General features: G+C 52.0%; 22 protein-coding genes, 1 tRNA gene and 1 riboswitch. Of the genes, 21 read left to right on the forward strand and 2 right to left on the reverse strand.

What is annotated here, in order from left to right:
• Positions 1–11: 11 nt before the first annotated feature.
• The 16 genes from hisJ (at position 12) to KDC22_RS00880 (ending at position 16514) form a co-directional block, all read left to right on the forward strand.
• Positions 12–839: a histidinol-phosphatase HisJ gene (hisJ, locus tag KDC22_RS00805; protein WP_211721754.1), complete on the forward strand. Its 828-nt coding sequence runs from the start codon at positions 12–14 to the stop codon at positions 837–839.
• A gap of 22 nt (positions 840–861) precedes the next feature.
• Positions 862–1809 (forward strand): ribose-phosphate diphosphokinase, encoded by a 948-nt coding sequence (locus KDC22_RS00810; RefSeq protein WP_173135697.1) that lies wholly within the window; start codon positions 862–864, stop codon positions 1807–1809.
• A 232-nt stretch (positions 1810–2041) separates the two neighbouring features.
• A complete protein-coding gene (locus KDC22_RS00815) occupies positions 2042–3793 on the forward strand; it encodes a tetratricopeptide repeat protein (RefSeq protein ID WP_173135694.1) in 1752 nt (583 codons plus the stop codon).
• A 45-nt stretch (positions 3794–3838) separates the two neighbouring features.
• Positions 3839–4792, forward strand: a complete 954-nt coding sequence (gene trxB, locus KDC22_RS00820) for a thioredoxin-disulfide reductase (protein WP_173135691.1) — start codon at positions 3839–3841, stop codon at positions 4790–4792.
• A gap of 75 nt (positions 4793–4867) precedes the next feature.
• A riboswitch (TPP riboswitch) is annotated at positions 4868–4974 on the forward strand.
• 151 nt (positions 4975–5125) lie between these two features.
• On the forward strand, positions 5126–6805 hold the full coding sequence (gene thiC, locus KDC22_RS00825; RefSeq protein WP_211721755.1) for a phosphomethylpyrimidine synthase ThiC: 1680 nt from the start codon (positions 5126–5128) through the stop codon (positions 6803–6805).
• Between the two features lie 185 nt (positions 6806–6990).
• Positions 6991–7218 carry a DUF1858 domain-containing protein gene (locus KDC22_RS00830; protein WP_211721756.1) on the forward strand — a complete coding sequence of 76 codons (228 nt, stop codon included), beginning with the start codon at positions 6991–6993 and terminating at the stop codon, positions 7216–7218.
• Positions 7219–7232: 14 nt separating this feature from the next.
• Complete coding sequence (locus KDC22_RS00835; RefSeq protein WP_211721757.1) at positions 7233–8498, forward strand: DUF438 domain-containing protein; 1266 nt, start codon at positions 7233–7235, stop codon at positions 8496–8498.
• 195 nt (positions 8499–8693) lie between these two features.
• The gene (locus tag KDC22_RS00840) at positions 8694–9644 is read left to right on the forward strand and encodes an ROK family glucokinase (RefSeq protein ID WP_173135679.1); all 951 of its coding nucleotides are present in this window, start codon (positions 8694–8696) and stop codon (positions 9642–9644) included.
• 45 nt (positions 9645–9689) lie between these two features.
• Complete coding sequence (gene rapZ, locus KDC22_RS00845) at positions 9690–10589, forward strand: RNase adapter RapZ (protein ID WP_211721758.1); 900 nt, start codon at positions 9690–9692, stop codon at positions 10587–10589.
• 57 nt (positions 10590–10646) lie between these two features.
• A complete protein-coding gene (locus tag KDC22_RS00850) occupies positions 10647–11588 on the forward strand; it encodes a gluconeogenesis factor YvcK family protein (RefSeq protein ID WP_211723844.1) in 942 nt (313 codons plus the stop codon).
• 19 nt (positions 11589–11607) lie between these two features.
• The gene (whiA, locus tag KDC22_RS00855; RefSeq protein ID WP_211723845.1) at positions 11608–12537 is read left to right on the forward strand and encodes a DNA-binding protein WhiA; all 930 of its coding nucleotides are present in this window, start codon (positions 11608–11610) and stop codon (positions 12535–12537) included.
• 97 nt (positions 12538–12634) lie between these two features.
• On the forward strand, positions 12635–12904 hold the full coding sequence (locus KDC22_RS00860; RefSeq protein WP_036651317.1) for an HPr family phosphocarrier protein: 270 nt from the start codon (positions 12635–12637) through the stop codon (positions 12902–12904).
• 72 nt (positions 12905–12976) lie between these two features.
• Complete coding sequence (locus tag KDC22_RS00865; RefSeq protein WP_211721759.1) at positions 12977–13513, forward strand: GNAT family N-acetyltransferase; 537 nt, start codon at positions 12977–12979, stop codon at positions 13511–13513.
• Between the two features lie 94 nt (positions 13514–13607).
• Positions 13608–14360 (forward strand): SIMPL domain-containing protein, encoded by a 753-nt coding sequence (locus KDC22_RS00870; RefSeq protein ID WP_211721760.1) that lies wholly within the window; start codon positions 13608–13610, stop codon positions 14358–14360.
• Positions 14361–14599: 239 nt separating this feature from the next.
• The gene (locus tag KDC22_RS00875; protein ID WP_211721761.1) at positions 14600–15706 is read left to right on the forward strand and encodes a PdaC/SigV domain-containing protein; all 1107 of its coding nucleotides are present in this window, start codon (positions 14600–14602) and stop codon (positions 15704–15706) included.
• Positions 15707–15875: 169 nt separating this feature from the next.
• Positions 15876–16514, forward strand: a complete 639-nt coding sequence (locus KDC22_RS00880) for a GDSL-type esterase/lipase family protein (protein ID WP_211721762.1) — start codon at positions 15876–15878, stop codon at positions 16512–16514.
• An 89-nt stretch (positions 16515–16603) separates the two neighbouring features.
• On the opposite strand, the gene clpP is transcribed toward KDC22_RS00880, so the two are convergent.
• Together clpP and KDC22_RS00890 are read right to left on the reverse strand one after the other, a co-directional pair.
• Positions 16604–17200: an ATP-dependent Clp endopeptidase proteolytic subunit ClpP gene (gene clpP / locus KDC22_RS00885; protein ID WP_042132753.1), complete on the reverse strand. Its 597-nt coding sequence runs from the start codon at positions 17198–17200 to the stop codon at positions 16604–16606.
• Between the two features lie 194 nt (positions 17201–17394).
• Positions 17395–17469 (reverse strand) — tRNA-Arg (locus KDC22_RS00890).
• A gap of 291 nt (positions 17470–17760) precedes the next feature.
• Here KDC22_RS00890 and KDC22_RS00895 point away from each other — a divergent pair.
• The 5 genes from KDC22_RS00895 (at position 17761) to gpmI (ending at position 23669) form a co-directional block, all read left to right on the forward strand.
• Entirely contained in the window at positions 17761–18813 is a 1053-nt protein-coding gene (locus tag KDC22_RS00895) for a sugar-binding transcriptional regulator (protein WP_211721763.1), read from the forward strand.
• A gap of 116 nt (positions 18814–18929) precedes the next feature.
• Positions 18930–19940, forward strand: coding sequence for a type I glyceraldehyde-3-phosphate dehydrogenase (gene gap, locus KDC22_RS00900; RefSeq protein ID WP_036690087.1), 1011 nt, complete (start codon positions 18930–18932; stop codon positions 19938–19940).
• Between the two features lie 217 nt (positions 19941–20157).
• Positions 20158–21339: a phosphoglycerate kinase gene (locus tag KDC22_RS00905; RefSeq protein ID WP_211721764.1), complete on the forward strand. Its 1182-nt coding sequence runs from the start codon at positions 20158–20160 to the stop codon at positions 21337–21339.
• A gap of 27 nt (positions 21340–21366) precedes the next feature.
• Complete coding sequence (gene tpiA / locus KDC22_RS00910) at positions 21367–22122, forward strand: triose-phosphate isomerase (protein ID WP_173135643.1); 756 nt, start codon at positions 21367–21369, stop codon at positions 22120–22122.
• A gap of 2 nt (positions 22123–22124) precedes the next feature.
• Positions 22125–23669 carry a 2,3-bisphosphoglycerate-independent phosphoglycerate mutase gene (gpmI, locus tag KDC22_RS00915; protein ID WP_211721765.1) on the forward strand — a complete coding sequence of 515 codons (1545 nt, stop codon included), beginning with the start codon at positions 22125–22127 and terminating at the stop codon, positions 23667–23669.
• Positions 23670–23686: the final 17 nt, after the last annotated feature.

Raw genomic sequence — 23686 nt, forward strand, 5'->3', positions numbered from 1 at the left:
GGCGCTTCAGGATGCTTATTGATTACCATACCCACCATGAGCGCTGCGGTCATGCCGTGGGGAAGCTTGAAGAGTATGTCCAGCGCGGAATCGCGCTGGGGCTCCAGCAGCTTGGGCTGTCGGACCATCTGCCGCTGATCCATGTAGATCCGGAGCAGTATTATCCCGAGATGGCGATGCCGCTCGCCGAGCTTCCGTATTATGTGGAGGAGTGCCTTACGCTGAAGGAGCGCTACCGTGGAACGATTGAGATGCGGGTAGGGCTTGAAGCCGATTATATCGAGGGATACGAGGAGCAGATCCGCGAGCTTTTAGCGCCGTATCCCTGGGACTATCTGATCGGGTCGGTGCATTTCCTCGGGGAGTGGGATATTACAGACCACCGGCAGACTCAGGGCTGGGAAGGCCAGGATGTAATGAGCGTATACCGCCGTTATTATGATGCTGTGCAGAAGTCGGCGTTATCGGGATTATATGATATTATAGGACATATGGATGTCATTAAACGGTTCGGTTACGGACCGCAGACGCCAGAGGACACCGCAGAGGTCAGGATGCTTGAGCTGGAGACACTGAAGGTGATTGCAGGCAGCGGAATCGCGATGGAGCTGAATGCTTCCGGACTGACCAAACCCTGCGCCGAGATGTTCCCGGCGGAGCATGTGATTGCTCAGGCGCTTGCGCTGGGTATTCCGCTCACTGTAGGCTCCGACGCGCATGATCCCATGAAGCTGGGAGACGGCTTAACAGAGGCCCGGCAATTGCTCTGGCATACAGGCTTCCGTGAACTGGCAGTATTCGAAGGGCGCCGCCGTACACTTGTCCCGTTTGAAATATAAATTATAATCCCAGGAGGGTACTATGCATCATCAATTACGGATTTTTTCCGGTTCGTCGAATCCGAAGCTGGCCGCTGACATCGCGGAGCGCCTTGGTGCACCGCTTGGCCTGATCAAGCTGACACGTTTCAAAAGCGGCGAGATTTATGTGCATTATGAAGAGAGCATCCGGAACTGCGACGTATTTTTGGTGCAATCCCTGGCTCATCCGATTAACGAGCTGTTTGTAGAGCTGCTGGTCATGATTGATGCAGCCAAACGTGCATCGGCAAGAACAGTGAACATTATCGTCCCTTATTACGGGTATGCCCGGCAGGAACGCAAATCCGCACCGCGTGAGCCGATCTCGGCCAAAATGGTTGCCGATGTGCTGACCACAGCAGGGGCGACCCGCGTAATTACCATTGATCTGCATGCCGCAGCTATTCAGGGATTCTTCAATATCCCGGTGGACCATCTGACAGCGCTCGATCTGATCAGCGGTTATTTGAAGGTGAAGGGTCTTACTGATCTGGTCGTGGTATCGCCGGATGCGGGACGCGCCTCCATGGCGGAGAAGCTGGCCAGCCGGCTGGATTCGCCGTTTGCGATCATGATCAAGAAACGTCCGGCCCATAATGAATCGGTAATTACGCATGTCATCGGGGATGTTGAAGGCAGAACGCCGATCATCATAGAGGATCTGATTGATACCGGAACGACCATCGTCAATGTGGTGGAGGGCCTGAAGGAACGGGGCGCCCGGAACAGCATCGTCTGTGCTACACACGGACTGTTCTCCGGAGATGCGCTGGAGCGGATGGACCACCCCAATATCGACGAGATTGTGGTCACCGATTCGATTGCACTGCCGGATGAGCATTCCAGCAGATTCGCAGTACTCTCGGTAGCTCCTATGCTGGCAGAGGCCACGCGTATCATCATCGAAGGCGGTTCCATAGATAAGCTGTTCAGAGATGCAGGGATTTAGCGCCTGCGTCTTTTTTTTACCGCCTTGCCATGTTGATCTTAGCCTGTTGTGAAGAGCGTTGAGATTGAGAATCTGACTGCCACATGTGGTATACTGTGTGAAGAAGACAGCCGGGACCAGAAATGGAAACGAAAAGGTTGCTTAAGTAGGGAGGACAGGTGGTTCTTATGACGCCGCTCTCCTATTTTTCATGAGGCTTAGGAAGCTGATAAAAGGGAGGTGCCTTGCTTCCATGATTGAGAGAACTTCAGAGAATGTCGCGGAAATTAGTAACGTCATTCCGGTCACTCTGGATGCCAATTTTTTCTTTGAAAGAGCCGTTCGGTCGCTGGACCGCTTTCAATATGATAAGGCATTGAAGAATTTTCGCAAAGCTGTTGAATATGAGCCGGATAATCCGGTGAATCATTGCAACATGGCGGGTATATTATCTGAGATGGGCGATTACACGGCATCCAATGAGATTCTCATCCATGTCCTTGAGAAGATTGATCCGGGAATGACAGAATGTCACTTCTATATGGCTAATAACTTCGCCAATATGGAAAGCTTTGAAGAGGCGGAGCGTGCGCTGGTCACTTATCTGGAGGAGGATGCCAGCGGTGAGTTCATGGCTGAATCCGAAGAATTGATGGAGCTGCTGCAATATGAGCTGAACCGTCCCGCTCCGCTGGTGCGTATCCGCAGCCGTGAGGGTGTGATCGAGCATGACCGGGCCCGGACGCTGCTGGAGGAGGGGAAGTTCCCGCAGGCTGTAGAGCTTCTGCAGGAGATCACCACGAACACCCCGGACTTTCTGGCTGCGCACAATAACCTGGCACTGGCCAATTTCTATATGGGCCGGTTCGCCAAGGCGAAGGAATGTCTGGATGAGGTGCTGAAGCAGGACCCCGGTAACCTTCATGCACTCTGCAATATGGCTATTTTCATGCAGTATGCAGGGGACAAGGAGCAGCTTGGGACTCTGCTGGGTATGCTAGAAGCAACCGTGCCGTTTCATCAGGAGCATGTGTTCAAAATGGCCACAACCATGGGTATCCTGGGCCGCCACACTGCGGCGTACAGCCATTTTCGCCGTCTGCTGAAGGATGAGGAGGTCGCCGGAGACGCCGGCCTGTATCATTACTGCGCGGTGGCGGCAAGCAATAGCGGCCTGTACAGTGAAGCTCAGCGCTGCTGGAGACAGGCCGCGAAGCTGGACCCTGATTCTGCTGTGCCGGCCTTCTTCCTGTCCCAGCTTCAGCAGGCCAGGGCGGAAGAGCGCTCTATGCCATCTATCAGCTACAATTACCAGTTACCCTTCCAGGAGCAGCTTAAGCAGTGGAAGGACAATACGGGCAAATTCACGGAAGAGGTACGGAGTAATCCGCTGCTGCGCGCGTCGTTCTTCTGGGCGCTGCGCTACGGCGATTCTGCCACGAAGCTTCAGGTGACCGAAGCTCTCCGCTGGATTGAGGATGAGGAGATGTCCGAGGTACTGCGCGGCGTGCTGGAGCAGGAGCCGCTTCAGGAGGACCGCCTGCAGGAGGCAGCGCTGTTCAGCCTTCAGCGGCTGATCGGAGATCACCTGGATGAAGCTGGCCCATCCGGCGAAGAACAGGAGCTGGCGGCTCTGTCCAGCCCCAAGGGAACGCCTGAATGGAGAGAGGACTGGCAGCGGATTATGGATCATACGGCAGCGATGATGGACCGCAGATATGATGCTGTCCAGAAGAAGGATGCCGAGTTTATCTGGAAGCAGTTCATCGGCAGCCTGTACCCGGATGTTCCGTTATTCCGCAATGACGGCGGCTGGTGCGCAGCCCTGGAGTATCTGACGGCACGGCTGCATGGACAGCCGGTTACATTCCGCGAGGTGGCCCAGCGTTACGGGGTGTCCGTCTCCATGGTTAGCCGTTATGCGCGGCGGATCGACAGCGAATGTGATGTCCGGGGGATGCTGCCGGGAACGGACGGCTTATCGCCGTCCACTACCCGTATTTGAACCACTACTTCTAAATACAAACCTACTTGTAAGGAGGCCAAAGCAATGTACAAAACAATTGTAATCGGAACAGGCCCGGCCGGGCTGACTGCTGCGATTTACCTGGCGCGTGCGAACCTGAGCCCGCTGGTGATTGAAGGCTTGCAGCCGGGAGGACAGCTGACAACGACAACAGAAGTGGAGAACTTTCCAGGCTTCCCTGAAGGAATTCTGGGTCCGGATCTGATGGACAATATGCGTAAGCAGGCTGAACGCTTCGGCGCTGAATTCAAGAATGGCTGGGTGGAATCCGTTGATTTCTCGCAGCGTCCGTTCAAGGTTACCGTAGACGGAATGGGTGTGCTCGAAGCAGAGTCGGTCATTATTTCAACCGGAGCCTCTGCAAGATATCTGGGAATCCCGGGCGAGCAGGAGAATGTGGGGCGCGGGGTTAGTACCTGTGCGACCTGTGACGGCTTCTTTTTCCGGGGCAAAAAGATTGTCGTGGTCGGCGGCGGGGACTCTGCCATGGAGGAAGCCAGCTTCCTGACCCGCTTCGCGTCCAGCGTAACGCTGGTTCACCGCCGTCCGGAGCTTCGGGCTTCGAAGATCATGCAGGACCGCGCGCGCGATAACAGCAAGGTATCCTGGGCCCTGAACCGTACCCCGGTTGAAGTTACCGTCGGGGACACCGGTGTGAAGGGCATCACGGTGCTTAATAATGAGACCGGACTGACAGAGCTGGTGGAGGCAGATGGTGTCTTTGTGGCGATTGGACATACTCCTAACACAGCGTTCTTGGGCGGCCAGATTAACACGGATGAGAGTGGTTATATCGTGGTCAATCCGGGTACTACCGAGACGAATATTCCCGGCGTATTCGCCTGCGGCGATGTGCAGGATACACGTTACCGTCAGGCTATATCGGCAGCGGGAACCGGCTGTATGGCGGCAATGGACGCCGAGAAGTTCCTGGAAGGCACGATGGTGCATGACTGGAGCGAATCGCTGGATAAATAACCGGAGAAGGTTCCGGGTAACAATTATGGGTTTACAAGAAATACCTATACCAGTAAAATGTAATTAATTAGATAAGATACCCACTAGGGGAGCCTGAATAGGCTGAGACGGGAAAATTGAATTTCCGGACCCTTGAACCTGATCTGGATCATACCAGCGTAGGAAAGTGGAGTCGGACCTTTTTTGAATACAGTCTTATTTGGCTGTTCCTTTAATAAAGCCGCTCCAGGTGGAGCGGCTTTTTGACGTGCGGGAATTCATGGATTCTTCGGCTCAGTCTGCTGCGTGAAATCTTATCTGACAAGCTCATAGAGCAAAGAGGAGGAGATTAGAGTGACAGAAATAGTGAAGAACGGCGAGGTAGACCTTTCCAGTTTTCCGGCAAGCCGTAAAGTGTATGTAGAGGGCTCGCGCCCGGATATTCAGGTTCCGATGCGGGAGATCACTCTCAGCAGAACAGAGGGCGTTGCCGGGGATAAGGAGAACGCACCGCTGCGTGTCTATGACACAAGCGGTATCTACACCGATGCTGCAGAGGAGACCGACATTCGGAGGGGACTGCCGCCGCACCGTCTATGCTGGATTGCAGAGCGGGGCGATTCGGAGGAATACACCGGAAGAGCCGTACAGCCGGAGGATAACGGAATCCGCAGGGGCGGGCCGCCCGCAGAAGCTTTTCCGGGACTGCAGCGAAGTCCGCTGCGGGCACAGGCGGGCCGCAATGTTACCCAGCTGCATTATGCACGGCAAGGGATGATTACACCGGAGATGGAGTATATCGCGATCCGTGAGAATATGCGGCCGGAATTCGTACGGGACGAGGTGGCCGCCGGCCGGGCCATCATTCCGGCCAACATTAATCATCCGGAGAGCGAGCCGATGATTATTGGCCGCAACTTCCTGGTGAAGATCAATGCCAACATCGGAAATTCTGCGGTATCTTCTTCTATTGAAGAGGAGGTGGAGAAGATGCGGTGGGCGACCCGTTGGGGGGCTGATACAATTATGGACCTCTCCACCGGAGCTGCAATTCATACCACCCGCGAATGGATTATCCGCAATTCTCCGGTGCCTGTCGGCACAGTGCCCTTATACCAGGCGCTCGAGAAGGTGAACGGTATAGCGGAGGATTTAACCTGGGAGCTCTATCGTGACACGCTGATTGAGCAGGCAGAGCAGGGAGTGGATTACTTCACCATTCATGCCGGGGTGCTGAAGCGCTATATTCCGCTGACTGCCCGGAGAATGACAGGCATCGTATCCAGAGGCGGCTCGATTATGGCCGCGTGGTGCCTTGCCCATCAGCAGGAGAACTTCCTGTACACACATTTTGAAGAGATATGTGAGATTATGAAGACGTATGATGTAGCCTTCTCCCTGGGGGACGGACTGCGTCCGGGTTCTATTGCAGATGCCAATGACGAAGCTCAATTCGCTGAGCTGGAGACGCTGGGAGAGCTGACAGCGCTGGCCTGGAAGCACGATGTTCAGGTCATGGTTGAGGGTCCGGGACATGTGCCGATGCACCAGATTAAGGAGAATATGGACAAGCAGCTCGAGATTTGCCGGGAAGCCCCCTTTTATACTCTCGGCCCGCTGACTACCGATATTGCCCCCGGTTATGATCATATCACTTCAGCTATCGGGGCGGCGATGATCGGCTGGCTGGGGACATCTATGCTATGTTACGTAACACCGAAGGAGCATCTGGGGTTGCCTAACAAGAATGATGTGCGCGAAGGAGTCATTACCTACAAAATCGCCGCCCATGCCGCAGACCTCGCCAAGGGACATCCGGGTGCACAGGACAGGGATAATGCGCTGTCCAAGGCGCGGTTCGAATTCCGCTGGCGTGACCAGTTCCATCTCTCCCTGGACCCGGAAAGGGCGCTGGAGTATCATGATGAGACCCTTCCTGCGGAGGGTGCGAAGCAAGCGCATTTCTGCTCGATGTGCGGCCCTAAGTTCTGCAGCATGCGGATTTCGCATGATATCCGTAATTCCCCAGTTTGAGTGTACCGCTGTAAATATAGCTGGTCTTCTATACCTATAATCTGAACTATTACTTGCTGTCCCCATGCTGAAAAAGGCGTGAGGGCAGCTTTTCTTATGCTTAGTGATTACAATCACAATCCACCTCTGTACCCTATGCTAAGCTGTTGTTGAGAAGAATTCTCATTGGTGAGGTGTACAACAGAATGAGTAAAGTGCTGAAGCTGGATGAACCTATCTTTGAGCTGGTAACCAGGCACCCGGAAGCGGTGGAAATCATGGTGGGTCTCGGTTTCCGTGATATCACGAAGCCTGGGATGCTGCAGACCGCAGGACGTTTCATGACATTATCCAAAGGAATAAAGTTAAAGAAAATAGAGCTGGAAACCGTTCGGCTGGCCTTTCAGCAGCATGGCTTCGAGATTATAGAATAGAAGGAGAGATCCATATGAGTGAGCTGATTAATAACCGCGAGGTAGATGTGCCCGAACAGACGCGCCGCCAGGCTATGCTGAAAGAGATCATCAAGGAGCTGCATGCAGGCAAAAGCGTTGAGGAGGTTAAGGCGCGTTTTGCGGAAGCGGTAGGCGATGTTACTGTGGAGGAAATCTCCGCCATGGAGCATTCCCTTATGACCGAGGAGGGCATTCCGGTAGAGGAAGTACAGCGCCTATGCTCCGTGCATACGGCCATATTCAAAGGCTCAATTGAACAGATTCACCGTTCTGTAAGGCCCGAGGAGCAGCCCGGCCATCCCGTGCATACCTTCAAGCTGGAGAACCGTGAGATTGAACGGCTGGTGAACTTCCGGCTGGAGCTGCATGCTGACAAGTTCAAGAAGAACGCCAGTGACGAGATTATATTCAAGCTGCTGGAGGACCTGAGCCTGCTGCTCGATCTCGACAAGCACTACAGCCGCAAGGAGAATCTGCTGTTCCCTTACCTGGAGAAGTACGGAATCTATGGTCCGACCAAGGTGATGTGGGGGGTCGATGACGGCATCCGCAATATGATCAAGGAAGCGAAGAAGACACTTAGCGCCTATAACGGGGACACGGAGCAGATTGCTGCTTCACTCGAAGAGATCATTAAGGAAGTCAACGAGATGATCTTCAAGGAAGAGAACATTCTGCTGCCGATGGCGCTGGATAAGCTGACTGAAGATGAGTGGGTCAAAATTGCCCGCGAAAGCGATGAAATCGGCTTCTGCCTGGCTGCACCGGACCAGGAATGGATACCGGAGCGTGCGGCTGAGCCTGAAGGGGCCGATGTGCAAGCGGAGGGAGCAGGGGAAGGCCTGTCGCCGCAGGGCTTCATCCGGTTTGAGACCGGGCTGTTGTCGCTTCACCAGCTCGAGACGCTGATGAATCATTTGCCGGTGGACCTGACCTTTATCGACGAGAATGATGTTGTCCGCTATTTCTCGCATGGCAAGGAACGGATTTTTGCCCGGACGAAGGCCGTGATCGGCCGCACGGTGCAGAATTGCCATCCGCCGCAGAGTGTGCATGTCGTGGAGAAGCTGCTGGCTGATTTCAAGGCTGGCGTCAAGGATGCCGAGGATTTCTGGATTAACATTAAGGATAAATTCATCTACATCCGGTACTTCGCAGTACGCGACGAGGCGGGCCGTTATATGGGTACGCTGGAATTCACGCAGAACATCGCACCGATCCGGGCACTTGAGGGTCAAAAACGGATTTTGTCGGAATAGAAGATATGACCGATTCCTTACATTAAAATAGAAGATACATTTCGGACTTTCTTGCCTGCCCGGCGAGAAAGTCTTTTTGCTGCTGCGCAGCCCATTGCCCCGGGTGTATCGCCTTTCCTTGACCGCAGGGAAGGCTTCTATTATAGTGGGTACGTAGGATTAACTATTTTAGCATAGAAAAAGGTGGCTTGTTACATGTCTGAAAATATCTACGTTGGCGTGGATTTAGGTGGTACCACGATTAAGGTTGGAATCTGCAGTGCCGAGGGAAGCCTGCTGCACACCTACGAGGGCCCAACGGGGACTGCAGATGGCGCTGAGGCTGTCATCGACAATATCGAGAAGTATGTACGCCAGATTGTTGAAGACTCTCCGTATTCCTGGGACCAGCTGGCCGGTGTGGGAGCCGGACTCGCCGGATTTACGAATATTCGTGAAGGCATCATCATCCTTGCGCCCAACATAGGATTTAGAGATGTGCCGATCCGTTCCATTCTGGAGGGTCGTCTGAACAAGCCAGTCAAAATAGACAATGACGCCAACGTGGCTGCACTGGGCGAAGCCTGGAGCGGCGCGGGACGCGGCATTGAGAATTGTGTCTGCTATACGCTCGGCACAGGTGTCGGCGGGGGTATTATTATTAATGGTAAGGTGTATCAAGGCTTTGCCGGTCTGGCCGGAGAGCTGGGTCATATCTCAGTCGTTCCTGATCTGGAAGCGATCCAGTGCGGCTGCGGGAACATGGGCTGTTTGGAAACCGTTTCCTCAGCTACAGGCATTATCCGCATGGCCAATGATGCAGTAGCCCGTGGAGACCGGACCTCCCTGTCTACCGTAGAGAAGATTGCGGCGAAGGAAGTATTTGATGCTGCGAAGGCAGGCGATGAAGCTGCGCTGCGTATTGTGAACCGGGCCGCCTTCTACCTGGGCAAATCCATGGCATCGGTAGCCGCCGTCCTGAACCCGGAAGTATTCATTGTAGGCGGAGGGGTCTCCAAGGCAGGCGATATTCTGTTTGATGAAGTCCGCCGGGTATTCGCCAAGCTGGCACCTGCACCTCTGCAGACCGGTGTGACCATTGTGCCAGCAGAGCTTGGCAACGATGCCGGTATTATTGGTGCGGCAGGACTATTGCTGCGTTCTTAAAAGACTGGAATTATTCATATACTCATCTTAGGGAGGGATGCTGTAATGACCGACCTCGACCAACCATTGCCCGGTCACGCCACCCTGATTATCATTACAGGCATGTCGGGTGCAGGCAAGACGATTGCCGTGCAGAGCCTGGAGGATCTCGGGTTCTTCTGCGTAGATAATCTTCCGCCTGTACTGATCCCGAAGTTCGCTGAACTGATTGAGCAGTCAAAGGGTAAAATCGCCAAGGTAGCGCTGGTAATCGACCTCAGGGGCAGGGAATTCTTCACCGCCCTGTCGGAGTCTCTGGCCTACATCAAGGACGAATCAACGATCGGCTTTGAGATTCTTTTCCTGGATGCGACAGATTCAGTGCTTGTACAGCGGTACAAGGAGAGCCGGAGGCATCATCCGCTTGCTCCCAAAGGCATGCCGCTTGACGGTATCCGGCTCGAACGCCAGATGCTGCAGGAGCTGAAGAATTCAGCTACCCTGTGCCTGGATACTAGCAGCATGAAGCCGGTACAGCTCAAAGAAAAAATAGTATCACGGTTCTCCCACCTCGGGAAAAGCACCCTCTCTGTTAATATCACTTCGTTTGGGTTCAAGTATGGGATTCCGATTGATGCTGATCTGGTGTTCGATGTCCGCTTCCTGCCTAATCCTCATTATGTGGATCAGCTGCGGCCCAAGACAGGCCAAGACAACGAGGTGTACGACTATGTGATGAAATGGCCTGAAACGCAGACCTTTCTGACCAAGCTGCTAGACATGCTTCAGTTCCTTATTCCGCAATACCGCAAGGAAGGCAAATCGCAGATTATTATCGGTATCGGCTGTACCGGCGGCAAACATCGTTCGGTAGCGATTGCTGAATATCTGGGCAAAATGCTGGGGGTTAGCGAGACGGAAACGGTAGCAGTCAGCCATCGGGATTCTGAACGCGACCGGCATTGATGAGAGAAGGGATGAATAGTGGCTGAAGAACAAGGAGAGCGTCCGAAGATCGTCGTGATGGGCGGCGGTACCGGACTCTCCGTAATGCTCCGGGGGCTGAAGGAGAAGCCGCTGGATATTACAGCGATCGTAACTGTCGCAGATGACGGGGGAAGCTCCGGCATTCTGCGCAGTGAGCTGCAGATGCCGCCGCCCGGGGATATCCGCAACGTACTTACGGCTATGGCTGACGTTGAGCCCCTGATGGCGCAGATTATGAAGTATCGCTTCAGCAGCGGAGAAGGCTTAGCCGGACACAGCCTGGGCAATCTGATTCTGGCTGCGTTAACCGACATATCCGGGGATTTCGTTACGGCAGTCCGGGAACTCAGCCGGCTCTTCGCTGTTCGCGGCCGGGTGCTGCCTGCGGCTGGAGAGGCTGTAATTCTGCATGCCGAGATGGCGGACGGCACGCTGATTACCGGCGAATCCAAAATTCCGGAGGCGGGTGGCGTCATCAAGCGCGTGTTCCTGGAGCCTGTGGATGTCGAGCCGCTGCCAGAGGCACTGGAGGCTATCCGCAACGCAGATGCTATTCTGCTCGGTCCGGGCAGTCTGTATACCAGCATTCTGCCGAATCTGCTGGTGCCGAAGCTGGCAGAGGCCGTAGTGGCTTCAGAGGCGATTAAGATTTTTGTATGCAATGTGATGACCCAGCTGGGCGAAACGGATAATTATACAGTTAATGACCATCTTCAGGCGGTATATGACCACATTGGGCTGCATCTGTTCGATTATGTGATCGTGAATGACGGAGAGATCCCGGAGCAGGTTCAGCTCAAATATGCTGAGAAGGGCGCCCGTCCAGTGCAGCTCGACCGTGAGGCCGTGGACGGCAACGGGTATAAGGTGATTGCTGACAAACTGGTATTATTCAAAACCTATTTGCGGCATGATACAGATAAGCTGAGTCATCATATTTTCCAGCTGGTGCAGGATTGGATTAACAGAAAGAGTTAACATGAAAGAGGTGAGCCCCTTGTCTTTTGCGGCCCTTACCAAAAAAGAGCTGACGATGGTCGAGAGCCCGCCCTGCTGCGAGAAAGCAGAAATGTCAGCGCTGATCCGAATGAATGGTTCGGTGCAGCTTTCGAGCAAAAAGGTGGTTCTCGACATTTCGACGGAGAACGCCGCGATTGCAAGGCGGGTATATTCTTTGCTTAAGAAATATTACCAGGTCCATATCGAGCTGCTCGTGCGTAAAAAAATGCGTTTGAAGAAGAATAACGTCTATATTGTAAGAATCCCGAACCAGGTCCAGGAGATCCTGAAGGATCTGCGGATTGTCTCGGAAGGGTTTATCTTCACGGACGGGATTGATGATGAGATTGTCGGCAAGAACTGCTGCAAGCGTGCATACCTGCGCGGGGCCTTCATGGCCGGCGGTTCGGTGAATAATCCGGAAGGCTCCTCGTACCACTTGGAAATCGCTTCCATGTATGAGGAGCACTGCAAGGCGCTCGTGGAGCTGGCTGGTGAATTTCACCTGAATGCCCGCTGTATAGAACGCAAAAAAGGCTTCATCCTATACATCAAGGAAGGCGAGAAGATCATCGAGTTCCTCAGTTTGATTGGAGCCCATCAGGCGCTGTTCAAATTCGAGGATGTGCGGATCATGCGCGATATGCGCAACTCGGTCAACCGGATTGTGAATTGCGAAACGGCAAATCTGAACAAGACGATCAGCGCGGCGGTAAGGCAGATTGAGAACATCAAGCTGCTGCAGCGCGAGGTGGGTCTGGAGAGCTTGCCGGATAAGCTGCGGGAGGTTGCAGAAATCAGACTGGCCCACCCGGATATTAACCTCAAGGAAGTCGGGGATATGCTGGGCGGTACGGTCAGTAAGTCAGGGGTAAACCACCGCTTGCGCAAAATTGATGAGCTGGCGGACAAGGTCCGTGGCGGCTGATTATTTTTTTTCTAGTGTGGTATGCGTTATAATGATATAATATTATAAAATTAATGTGAAATTTTTGGGCAGATCTCAAATAGGGGGTAAGCGTTTCATGACAAAGCACCCGGTAGTTGTTCGGTTGAAGACGGGGCTCCATGCTCGGCCGGCAGCATTGTTTGTGCAAGAAGCTAATAAGTTTTCGTCGGAGATTTTCGTGGAAAAAGACGATAAAAAAGTGAACGCCAAAAGCATCATGGGGATTATGAGCCTTGCGATCAGTTCCGGTACGGAGATTTATATCAGCGCAGACGGCGCAGATGCGGAACAAGCTGTAACCGCTTTGACAAGTCTTGTCAGTAAGGAAGAACTCGAGAACCAATAAATCCACAATGTCTTACCGAAAGCCCTTAGGGGCTTTTTTTCATATTCATATCAGGATAAGGGAGGACCACAGATGCAGAACCAAGGCAGTAAGGTAACCTTAGTAGAGCCTACAGAAACGCTTAGAGAGGCTTATATGGTATTTTATGAAGAGTGGAAGGCCAGCGGAGAATCCTTCGTTCCCTGGGTCATTGCGCTCGATCCTGCGGACTTTGCCGGTATGGTTCAGTCTCTGCGTGAATATGCCAGTGGTGCGGGTATACCAGAAGGGTGGGTGAGCAGTTCGACCTTCTGGCTGGTGACCCTGGATAAGCGGATAGTGGGTGCTGTGAATATAAGACATCGGCTGACCGATACATTACTCCATACGGGCGGGCATATTGGCTATGGGGTGGTACCTTCCGCGCGCAGACAAGGGTATGCCACAGAACTTCTGAAGCAGGCGCTCCTGAGAGCCAGTGAGCTGGGGATAGAGCAGGCACTCGTCGTCTGTGACGCCGTCAACACCGCATCAGAACGGACCATCCGTAAGAACGGCGGAATAGAGGATAGCGGATACATAGAGGAAGATGGAAATGTCATCCGGCGTTTCTGGGTCAGCACCAAATAAATTATGGATAACGTACATTCCTCATGCAACTTTTACCAAGCTGGCCCGTCTAGAGGGTACTAACACTTAAACGAACCGAAAGGGGATGGCAAGCATGAACAGATGGGGTAAATCTATTGGAGCGGTATTGCTGGCAGGAAGCCTGATGATTGGGGGAATGGGATTGAGCGAAGGGTTCAAGGGGCCTCAGACGGCTTACGCCGACGAAGTGCAGAAGAATATTGTGAATGTGGTAGGCAAAGGCGAGCTTTCGATCAAACCGGACATCGCTTATCTCTCCATCGGGGTGAGTACGACAGCTGATACTGCGCAAGAGGCGCAAAAAGGCACAGCGGGCAAGATTGCGAAGCTGACGGCACTGTTCAAGACCACTTGGGGCGTTGCGGACAAAGACATTCAGAGTACCCAGTTCAACGTACAGCCTAACTACACTTATACGGAGAAGGACGGCCAGAAGGTGAAGGGATATAATGCCCAGCACACCCTTCAGGTATCCTACCGTGATCTGACGAAGGTCGGACAATTGCTGGATGCCGCTTCTACGGCAGGAGCGAACAACATCGGCAATGTGCGTTTTGCCATTGAAGATCCATCGGCGTTTGAAGCACAGGTCATTGACAAAGCAATGCAGAATGCAGATGTAAAAGCAGCAGCGATTGCCAAAGCAGCCAAACGCGGACTCGGCCAGGTCGTCACGGTCATTCAGAACGATGACGGGAACCACCCGGTGGTCTACGCTGAAGCGGCCATGCAAAAAGCATCAATGGATAGCGCGGCCGGCAGCTCCGTTGAACCCGGAGAAGTGAAGGTTACCACTCTACTGAACGTAACTTATGAATTGAAATAAAAGGTTCCGCAAGAGGCGCTTGCTCTGCTGATTATGGCAGGGGAGGCGCCTTTTTTACAGGATGCAAAGCCGTTTCAACTGGATAGAAGTAACAGTATCTTAAGAAAGACTCTTCAAAATTAAAGAAACTGTAAGGTGCATTGTAACATCCGGTGCTCTTACCTTTACTATAATAGGTAGAGTGAAGCTGAGGTAATACATCAGGTTAAATCATCACACAGCGGAAGGGGAACCAAACAATGAATAATAAGATGCTTAAGACACAGGCCCGTAGATGGGGCGCAGGGATTCTCGCAACAGGAATGCTGCTAGGCGGCACAGGGATATTCCCTGCAGGTATTACTCAGGCTGCTCCGGCGGCCGCACAGGTCAAGGCCAACTCCTCTTCAGTAGTATTGAAGGTGAACGGTAAGGCTGCAACGCAGACCGGAATTGTTCAGGATGGAAAAGTATGGATTCCGGTAACCTTTATGCGCGATGCGCTGGGAATGCCGCTATCCTATGATAAAGCGGAGAAGACTTACTCCATAGGAACAGGTACTGGGCAATTGAAGCTGGCGAACATGGATTACGGCATTATGATCAGTGTGAACAACTATTATATCGGCGAATATCAGGGCAAACAACTGAATAACCGGCTCTATGTGCCCTTCGAACTGTTAAGTGATTACATGGGCTATAAAGGGGACTGGAGCGCAGCTACAGGACGGCTGAATGTAGTGAAAAAAACACAGAATGCCATAACGATCAAGACAGCGAGCTATACGAAGGACTATAAGGATGCGCCAATCAAGCTGGATTATCCGCAGGTTAGCGGTCTGGCGAACGCCGGGGCTGAGAAGGCGATCAATGATCTGATCAAGCAGACTGTTCTGAACTATGCGAAGGATGCTGAAGATCAAATCTCCAAGCGGTCGAAGGATGACCGGCCGTATGAATTCGAAGGCGGTTATGTGATCACGTATAACCAGGATGGCGTGCTCAGCCTGATCACTAATCAATATGGGTATACCGGCGGTGCTCATGGGATGACTTACCGCAATGCATTCACCTTCTCGCTCAAAGACGGGAAACGTCTGCTGCTGGGTGACCTGTTCGGTGCTAACCCCAATTACAAAAAACAGCTTAACGCTAAGCTATCCAAAGAGATCAAAGCTAACGGAGGATATCTGGGCGGGTTCAACGGCCTGAATACCGAGAAGTACTTCTATCTAAAAGACGGCAAAGCGGTTCTCTTCTTCCAGTTATACGAATACACTGCATATGCCGCAGGCTTCCCGGAATTCACCTTCGGCTTCAAGGAATTGCTGCCGGATGGAAGCAGTCCGTTCGCAGCGCTGAAATAATAAATTCGATGGTCCAGGATGCCCTTGCCTCTCCTCCGGGAGACGCAAGGGCATCCTTCTATTTACGGTCCTTCACCCACGGCCTAATAAGACTGCCCCGCCGTTACCACCTCACCCGGATAGTCATATGCTAAATAAGGCAAGCAGCTAATATCGGGGAGGGAAGGTTATGGTCTATCAATATACAGCGATTGGAGATTCATTGACAACCGGATTCGGGGCGCTCCCCGGAAGCGGCTTCGTACCGGTCTATCGCCGGATGGCGGAGGGGAGGCTGCGTTCTCCGGTGGTATCGACGAATCTTGGCATCAACGGTCTGACCACGGAAGGATTGAAGCAGCGGCTGAAGAACTCTGCCGTCTTTCGTTCTGCGGTTAAGGATGCGGAGATTATTACCGTGTCGATCGGCGGTAATGATCTGATTAAGGCTGCCCGGGCAGCCGGGCCCAGACCGTGGGAATTCCAAGCAATACTGCAAAAGGCTCTCCGGGATTGTAAACGTAACTTCAGCGAAATTATGGGCATACTGTCACAGCTAAAGGCAGGCACACGCAGTCCCTATATTATTCGGATTGTAGGTCTCTATAATCCATATCCGCAGGTGGATGTAGCTACAGAGTGGGTGCAGCAGTTCAACCGCTATGCAGCGGGCTATAGCAGCAATGTCACCCGGTTTGCTTCGATTTATTATGAATTTGCCGGCAATGAGCGGGGCCTGCTGTTCCTGGATCATATTCATCCGAACGGCAGAGGCTACCGGGTAATCGCCGTCAAGCTGGATGCCTTGGGATATGGGAACCTGAGGTAAGCTTAAGCTGTACAGGCATAATAAAGAGGCTGCCACGGACCGGATGGTCTGTAGCAGCCTCTTTGTTTATTGATGGAGTACGAGTAGAATTATACGCCTGTAGGTAATGTCTTCTCGATTACTTTATCAACAATGCCATATTCAGCAGCATCTGCAGCGCTCATGAAGTAATCGCGGTCGGTATCCTTCTCGATCTTCTCAATCGGCTGGCCCGTACGTTCGGACAGAATACGATTCAGCTTCTCACGCAGCTTGATGATGCGGCGGGCACGGATTTCGATATCCGAAGCCTGGCCCTGGGCACCGCCGAGCGGCTGGTGAATCATGATTTCGCTGTTCGGCAAAGCGAAGCGTTTGCCTTTGGCGCCGGCGTTCAGCAGGAAGGCTCCCATGGAAGCGGCCATGCCTACACAGATGGTGGAGACATCCGGCTTGATGTACTGCATTGTATCAAATATAGCCATACCCGCTGTGATGGAACCGCCGGGGCTGTTCACATACAGGTGAATATCCTTATCCGGGTCCTCGGCAGCCAGGAAGAGCATTTGTGCGATGATGGAATTGGCTACCACGTCATTAACCTCCGTTCCAAGGAAAATGATGCGGTCCTTCAGCAGGCGGGAATAGATGTCATAAGCGCGCTCACCGCGGTTGCTCTGTTCTACTACCATAGGAATATAACTCACGTGGAAAACCTCCTTGAAATTGGTGCTTCAAATGTGTTCATTTTTTACTGTTACCGTATTAACCACATGATAAACAAATTCAAACAAAAAGTCAAAGAAAGTCAAACTTACTTTCAAAAAAAAGAGCCCGAAAAGGGCTCTTTGGTTAAATATATTGTATCGGTTGCTAAATTATGTACAAAAAAAGAAAATAATGGCGCGCCCGCCAAGAATCGAACTTGGATCTCAGGCTTCGGAGGCCTACGTCATATCCATTGGACCACGGGCGCAACAGAAATTATTATAATATACTTATCGGATAAAAGCAATGTGTAAAAGACATCTGCCCAAAATAGTTTTTCACTTCCTCCATAAACAGACCGGGAAGAACGCCTCCATCCTGCTAAGAGATGGACAAGCAGATGCATAAGATGAAACGCGCAAGAGAATTATAGTCTCGGAACACTTGCACTTGGCGTCAGTTTTGGGTAGAATATGGGTGGGACTTAAAAAGTTAACCCGGGACATTTTGAGACCACGAACAAGGGAAAAGAGAAAGACGAAGTTGCAGGAGTGAAAGCATGCGTAATCTATTGGAAATCCAAAAGCAGCTTCTGCCTGATCTCATGGAAACCCTTAAGAGACGGTATACGATTCTACATCAGATCATGCTGTCCGATATTATTGGGCGCAGGACGTTAGCCGCATCGCTTGATATGACCGAGCGGGTACTGCGCGCCGAGACGGATCTTCTGAAATCGCAAGGGCTCATTGAGATCGAGAGCGTCGGTATGCGCATTAGCGATGCCGGTCGCAGACTGCTTGACCTGCTGGAGCCGGTCGCCAAGAGCCTTTTCGGCCTGGATGATCTGGAAGAGAAAATTCGTACAACGTACGGTCTCGCCAAAGTTGTGGTAGTACCAGGTGACTGTGAGACATCACCCTTCACCAAACGTGAATTGGGGCGCGCAGGCTCCAAGGCATTGCTCAGCGTCCTGCGCAGTGACGATACGATTGCCGTCACCGGCGGATCAACACTGGCCGAGATGGCCGATCAGCTGAACCCGCCGTTATCCCATTCCTATAAGAACGCCTGGGTAGTTCCGGCGCGCGGAGGACTGGGAGAAAGCATGGAAATACAGGCGAACACTATTGCCTCAACTATGGCTAAGCGGATTGGCGCCAATTACCGTCTGCTGCATGTGCCCGACCTGCTTAGCGGCGATGCCTATCAGTCGCTTGCACTGGACTCCAATATTGGAGAGATTGTACAAATCATCCGCAGATCGCGTATCATTGTACATGGAATCGGCGATGCCATTGAGATGACCCACAGGCGCAAGCTGGACTCAAGCACCATTTCAGAGATTCAGAGCGAAGGGGCCGTAGCCGAGTCCTTCGGGTACTATTTCAATGAGAATGGCGAAGTGGTTCATACGATGCTGACCATGGGGCTGCGCCTGGAAGACATTATCCGTACGGAGGTCGTTATCGGTATTGCCGGAGGCAAACGCAAGGCTAAGGCCATTCATGCGATGCTGCGGTTCGGGCAAGAGGATATTCTCGTAATTGACGAGGCGGCTGCTGTCGAAATCGGCAAAGAAATCGACAAACAGTTGCATGAAGTCCTATAGATTCCATTAAATGGGACGCGCACAGACTTATTATGCATTATACTTAACCTTGTTGTCTTGACGAGCCTCACGGCCTGTCTTGAATAAATAAAACGAAATCTAGGAGGAACTATTCAATGAGTGTAAAAGTTGGTATTAACGGTTTTGGACGTATTGGACGCCTTGCATTCCGCCGTATTCAAAATGTAGAAGGTATCGAAGTGGTAGCGATCAATGACTTGACTGACGCTAAGATGCTTGCTCATTTGCTTAAATATGATACAACTCAAGGTAAATTCCAAGGCGATGTTGAAGTGCATGACGGCTTCTTCAAAGTTAACGGCAAAGATGTTAAGGTACTGGCTAACCGCAACCCTGAAGAACTTCCTTGGGGAGAGCTTGGCGTAGATATCGTTCTGGAATGTACTGGTTTCTTCACAACTAAAGAAGCTGCTGAGAAACACCTTAAAGGCGGAGCCAAGAAGGTTGTTATCTCCGCTCCAGCTACAGGCGACATGAAGACTGTTGTTTACAACGTTAACGATGACATCCTTGACGGTTCCGAAACAGTAATCTCCGGCGCATCTTGCACAACGAACTGCCTGGCTCCAATGGCTAAGGTTCTGAACGACAAATTCGGTATCATCGAAGGCCTGATGACTACGATCCACGCTTACACAGGTGACCAGAATACTCTTGATGCTCCACACGCAAAAGGCGACTTCAGACGCGCCCGCGCTGCTGCTGAGAACATCATCCCTAACACTACCGGTGCTGCAAAAGCAATCGGCCTGGTTATTCCAGAACTGAAGGGCAAACTTGACGGTGCAGCACAACGTGTGCCTGTAGCTACTGGTTCCCTGACTGAGCTGGTTACTGTTCTGGATAAGAGCGTAACTGTTGAAGAAATCAATGCAGCCATGAAGGAAGCTTCCGATCCTGAAACTTACGGCTACACTGAAGATGAAATCGTATCTTCCGACATCAAGGGTATGACTTTCGGTTCCCTGTTCGATGCTACGCAGACTAAAGTTCTGACTGTTGGCGACAAACAACTGGTTAAAACCGTTGCTTGGTATGACAATGAAATGTCCTACACTGCACAGCTCGTTCGTACTTTGGAGAAATTCGCTAAGCTGGCTAAGTAAGACCGACTTCATATAAGCAGGACAATCGAGCGGAAACAAGGAAAGTCTGTTTCCGCTCTTTCTAAAAATATAAGACTTTATAGCCTTGTCGCTATAAAGTATCCTTCTATTTCTCGCTGAAACGGTACCGTCCTTAATGGGACGGCACAATCGCTTCTGCTTGATGAAATGCGGATTCGTGAATGAACCAATTTTGGGTGTGGAGGAAATGTAAATCATGAACAAAAAAAGTGTCCGTGATGTAGAAGTAAAAGGCAAACGCGTATTCGTGCGTGTAGATTTCAACGTGCCAGTGGAAGACGGCAAGATCACTGATGATACCCGTATCCGCGAAACCCTTCCAACAATTAAATACCTGATCGAGAACGGTGCAAAGGTCATTCTGGCCAGCCATATGGGCCGTCCCAAAGGTGAATTCGTCGATTCCATGCGGTTGACTTCCGCAGCAGCCCGTCTGTCCGAATTGCTCGGCAAACCGGTAGCCAAAGCTGATGAAGCGATTGGCGAAGCGGTAAAAGCACAAATTGCTGAACTGAATGAGGGCGATGTGCTTGTGCTTGAGAATGTCCGTTTCTATAAAGGTGAAGAAAAAAATGATCCTGAACTGGCTAAGCAGTTTGCTGAACTGGCTGACCTGTTCGTCAATGATGCCTTTGGCGCAGCTCACCGTGCCCATGCATCGACCGAAGGGATCGCTCACTTGCTGCCTGCAGTATCCGGTCTTCTGATGGAGAAGGAATTGTCGGTTCTCGGCAAAGCCCTGACTAACCCGGAACGTCCGTTCACTGCCATCATCGGCGGTTCCAAGGTTAAAGACAAAATTGACGTCATCGACAACCTGCTGACCCTGGCTGACAATGTACTGATTGGCGGCGGCCTTTCTTACACGTTCACCAAGGCTCTGGGTTACGAAATCGGCAAATCCCTGGTAGACAACGACAAGATCGATGCAGCACTTGGTTTCATCGAGAAAGCCAAAGCACTGGGCAAAAACTTTGTGCTTCCGGTTGACGTAGTGGTTGCTGACAAATTCGGTGCGGATGCCAACACCAAAATTGTAGATGTAACAGATATTCCTGCAGATTGGGAAGGCCTGGACATCGGTCCTAAGACTCGTGAAATCTATGCCGATATCATCAAAAACTCCAAGCTGGTTGTATGGAATGGACCGATGGGCGTATTTGAAATCGACAAATTTGCTGAAGGTACCATTGCCGTAGCTCAGGCTTGCGCAACTACCGAAGGTTATACAGTCATTGGCGGCGGTGATTCCGCAGCGGCTGCTGAGAAATTCCACCTCGCAGACCAGATGGATCATATCTCCACTGGCGGCGGCGCATCGCTCGAGTTCATGGAAGGCAAGGCGCTTCCGGGTGTAGAGGCACTGAACGACAAGTAATACCGAAGAGGGAGGCAATTCATTACTATGAGTAGAACACCTATTATTGCAGGCAACTGGAAAATGTTCAAAACCGTTCCGGAAGCCGAAGGCTTCATCGCTGAAATCAAAGGCCAGGCGGAAGTGGCAGGCGTAGAGACTGTAATCTGCGCGCCGTTCACTAACCTGCCTGCACTGGTTGCAGCGGTACAAGGCACCAGCATCAAAATTGGTGCACAGAACCTGCACTTTGAAGATAACGGCGCTTATACAGGCGAGATCAGCGGTGTAATGCTGAAGGACCTCGGCGTTGAGTATGTTATCATCGGTCACTCCGAACGCCGCGCTTATTTCGGCGAAACGGACGAAATCGTCAACAAAAAGATGCATGCGGCATTCCGCCACGGCATCACTCCAATTGTCTGTGTCGGCGAAAAGCTCGAAGAGCGTGAAGCAGACCAGACTAAAGATGTATGTAAAGTTCAGACTGAAGCGGCATTTGCCGGTCTTAGCGCAGAACAGGCAGCAAGCGTAGTTATCGCTTATGAGCCGATCTGGGCGATTGGCACAGGTAAATCCTCCACTTCCCAGGATGCCAACGAAGTCATTGCTTACATCCGTACCCTTGTCAAAGGCCTGTACGATGAAGCAACGGCTGAAGCGGTCCGTATCCAATACGGCGGCAGCGTGAAGCCTGAGAATGTAACGGAGTACATGAGTCAAAGCGACATCGACGGCGCTCTAGTCGGCGGTGCCAGCCTGCAGCCTGCTTCCTTCGTTTCACTCGTTGAGGGGGCGAAGTAAGAATGTCAGCTCCAAGACCTGTAGCTCTAATCATCATGGACGGCTTCGGACTGCGTAACACGGATGAAGGCAATGCCGTGGCCCAAGCCAACAAACCGAACTACGACCGTTACCTGAAGCAATATCCGAATACTACGCTAACCGCTTGCGGCGAGGCTGTAGGTCTGCCGGAAGGCCAAATGGGTAACTCTGAAGTAGGGCATCTTAACATCGGTGCCGGCCGGATTGTATACCAGGACCTGACCCGTATCGACAAGTCGATCCGTGATGGAGAATTCTTCGACAACGAAACGCTGGTAGCTGCGGTAAGAAACGCTAAATCTACCGGCAAAAAGCTTCACCTCTATGCGCTGGTATCCGACGGCGGCGTACACAGTCACATCAATCACTTGTTCGCCATGCTCGATCTGGCCAAAAAAGAAGATCTGCATGAAGTATACATTCATGCCTTCATGGATGGCCGCGATGTGCCGCCTGACAGTGGACAGAAGTTCATTCAGGATCTGGTAGCCAAGATCGAAGAAGTTGGCGTAGGTACGATTGCTACGGTATCCGGACGTTATTTCGCCATGGACCGTGACAAACGCTGGGAACGTGTGGAGAAAGCTTACCGTGCAATGGTGTATGGCGAAGGCCCTAAATATACCGATGCTCTTCAGGCGATCACTGCATCCTACCAGAATTCTGTATATGATGAATTCGTGGAGCCAAGCGTAATTGTGGACAGTCTGAACAACCCGGTTGCGACAGTGGAGAACGGCGATTCCGTCATTTTCCTTAATTTCCGTCCTGACCGTGCGATTCAGCTGTCTCAAGTGTTCACGAACTCGGACTTCCGCGGCTTCGACCGTGGTCCTAAGTTCCCGCAGGGTCTGCACTTCGTATGTCTGACTACCTTCAGCGAGACGGTTCAAGGCTTCGTGGCTTACTCCCCGAAGAATCTGGATAACACGCTTGGTGAAGTACTGGTTCAGCAGAACAAGAAGCAGCTGCGTATCGCGGAGACTGAGAAGTATCCGCACGTGACCTTCTTCTTCAGCGGCGGACGCGATGAAGAGCTTCCCGGCGAGACCCGTATCCTGATTAATTCGCCTAAAGTGGCAACCTATGATCTGCAGCCTGAGATGAGCGCATACGAAGTGGCGGCGGCCTGCGTAGCGGAGATCGAAGCAGACAGACAGGATGCCATTATCCTGAACTTTGCTAACCCTGATATGGTTGGACACTCCGGTATGCTGGAGCCTACCATCAAGGCAGTTGAAGTAACGGACGAATGCGTAGGCAAAGTCGTGGATGCTGTGGTTGCCAAAGGCGGAGTTGCCATTATCATTGCCGATCACGGTAATGCTGATATGGTATTCGATGAGAACGGCCGACCGTTCACAGCCCATACCACCAACCCGGTTCCGTTCATCGTGACCACTGAAGATGTAGTTCTGCGCGAATCCGGTATTCTCGCAGATGTGGCACCGACCATCCTGGATCTCATGGGACTTCCGCAGCCTGCGGAGATGACCGGACAATCCATGATTGCCAGCCGTAAATAAGCAAGATCCGAAGAGTT

It is taken from the genome of Paenibacillus tritici (genome assembly GCF_018207515.1).
Taxonomy (GTDB): domain Bacteria; phylum Bacillota; class Bacilli; order Paenibacillales; family Paenibacillaceae; genus Paenibacillus_AQ; species Paenibacillus_AQ tritici.

Coding starts and splice junctions, on each gene's coding strand:
- gap (WP_036690087.1), top strand. CDS start 18,930: ATGAGTGTAAAAGTTGGTATTAACGGTTTTGGACGTATTGGACGCCTT.
- KDC22_RS00835 (WP_211721757.1), top strand. CDS start 7,233: ATGAGTGAGCTGATTAATAACCGCGAGGTAGATGTGCCCGAACAGACG.
- trxB (WP_173135691.1), top strand. CDS start 3,839: ATGTACAAAACAATTGTAATCGGAACAGGCCCGGCCGGGCTGACTGCT.
- KDC22_RS00810 (WP_173135697.1), top strand. CDS start 862: ATGCATCATCAATTACGGATTTTTTCCGGTTCGTCGAATCCGAAGCTG.
- KDC22_RS00840 (WP_173135679.1), top strand. CDS start 8,694: ATGTCTGAAAATATCTACGTTGGCGTGGATTTAGGTGGTACCACGATT.
- gpmI (WP_211721765.1), top strand. CDS start 22,125: ATGTCAGCTCCAAGACCTGTAGCTCTAATCATCATGGACGGCTTCGGA.
- KDC22_RS00870 (WP_211721760.1), top strand. CDS start 13,608: ATGAACAGATGGGGTAAATCTATTGGAGCGGTATTGCTGGCAGGAAGC.
- KDC22_RS00875 (WP_211721761.1), top strand. CDS start 14,600: ATGAATAATAAGATGCTTAAGACACAGGCCCGTAGATGGGGCGCAGGG.
- KDC22_RS00865 (WP_211721759.1), top strand. CDS start 12,977: ATGCAGAACCAAGGCAGTAAGGTAACCTTAGTAGAGCCTACAGAAACG.
- rapZ (WP_211721758.1), top strand. CDS start 9,690: ATGACCGACCTCGACCAACCATTGCCCGGTCACGCCACCCTGATTATC.
- KDC22_RS00815 (WP_173135694.1), top strand. CDS start 2,042: ATGATTGAGAGAACTTCAGAGAATGTCGCGGAAATTAGTAACGTCATT.
- hisJ (WP_211721754.1), top strand. CDS start 12: ATGCTTATTGATTACCATACCCACCATGAGCGCTGCGGTCATGCCGTG.
- tpiA (WP_173135643.1), top strand. CDS start 21,367: ATGAGTAGAACACCTATTATTGCAGGCAACTGGAAAATGTTCAAAACC.
- KDC22_RS00895 (WP_211721763.1), top strand. CDS start 17,761: ATGCGTAATCTATTGGAAATCCAAAAGCAGCTTCTGCCTGATCTCATG.
- KDC22_RS00860 (WP_036651317.1), top strand. CDS start 12,635: ATGACAAAGCACCCGGTAGTTGTTCGGTTGAAGACGGGGCTCCATGCT.
- KDC22_RS00850 (WP_211723844.1), top strand. CDS start 10,647: ATGGGCGGCGGTACCGGACTCTCCGTAATGCTCCGGGGGCTGAAGGAG.
- KDC22_RS00880 (WP_211721762.1), top strand. CDS start 15,876: ATGGTCTATCAATATACAGCGATTGGAGATTCATTGACAACCGGATTC.
- KDC22_RS00905 (WP_211721764.1), top strand. CDS start 20,158: ATGAACAAAAAAAGTGTCCGTGATGTAGAAGTAAAAGGCAAACGCGTA.
- KDC22_RS00830 (WP_211721756.1), top strand. CDS start 6,991: ATGAGTAAAGTGCTGAAGCTGGATGAACCTATCTTTGAGCTGGTAACC.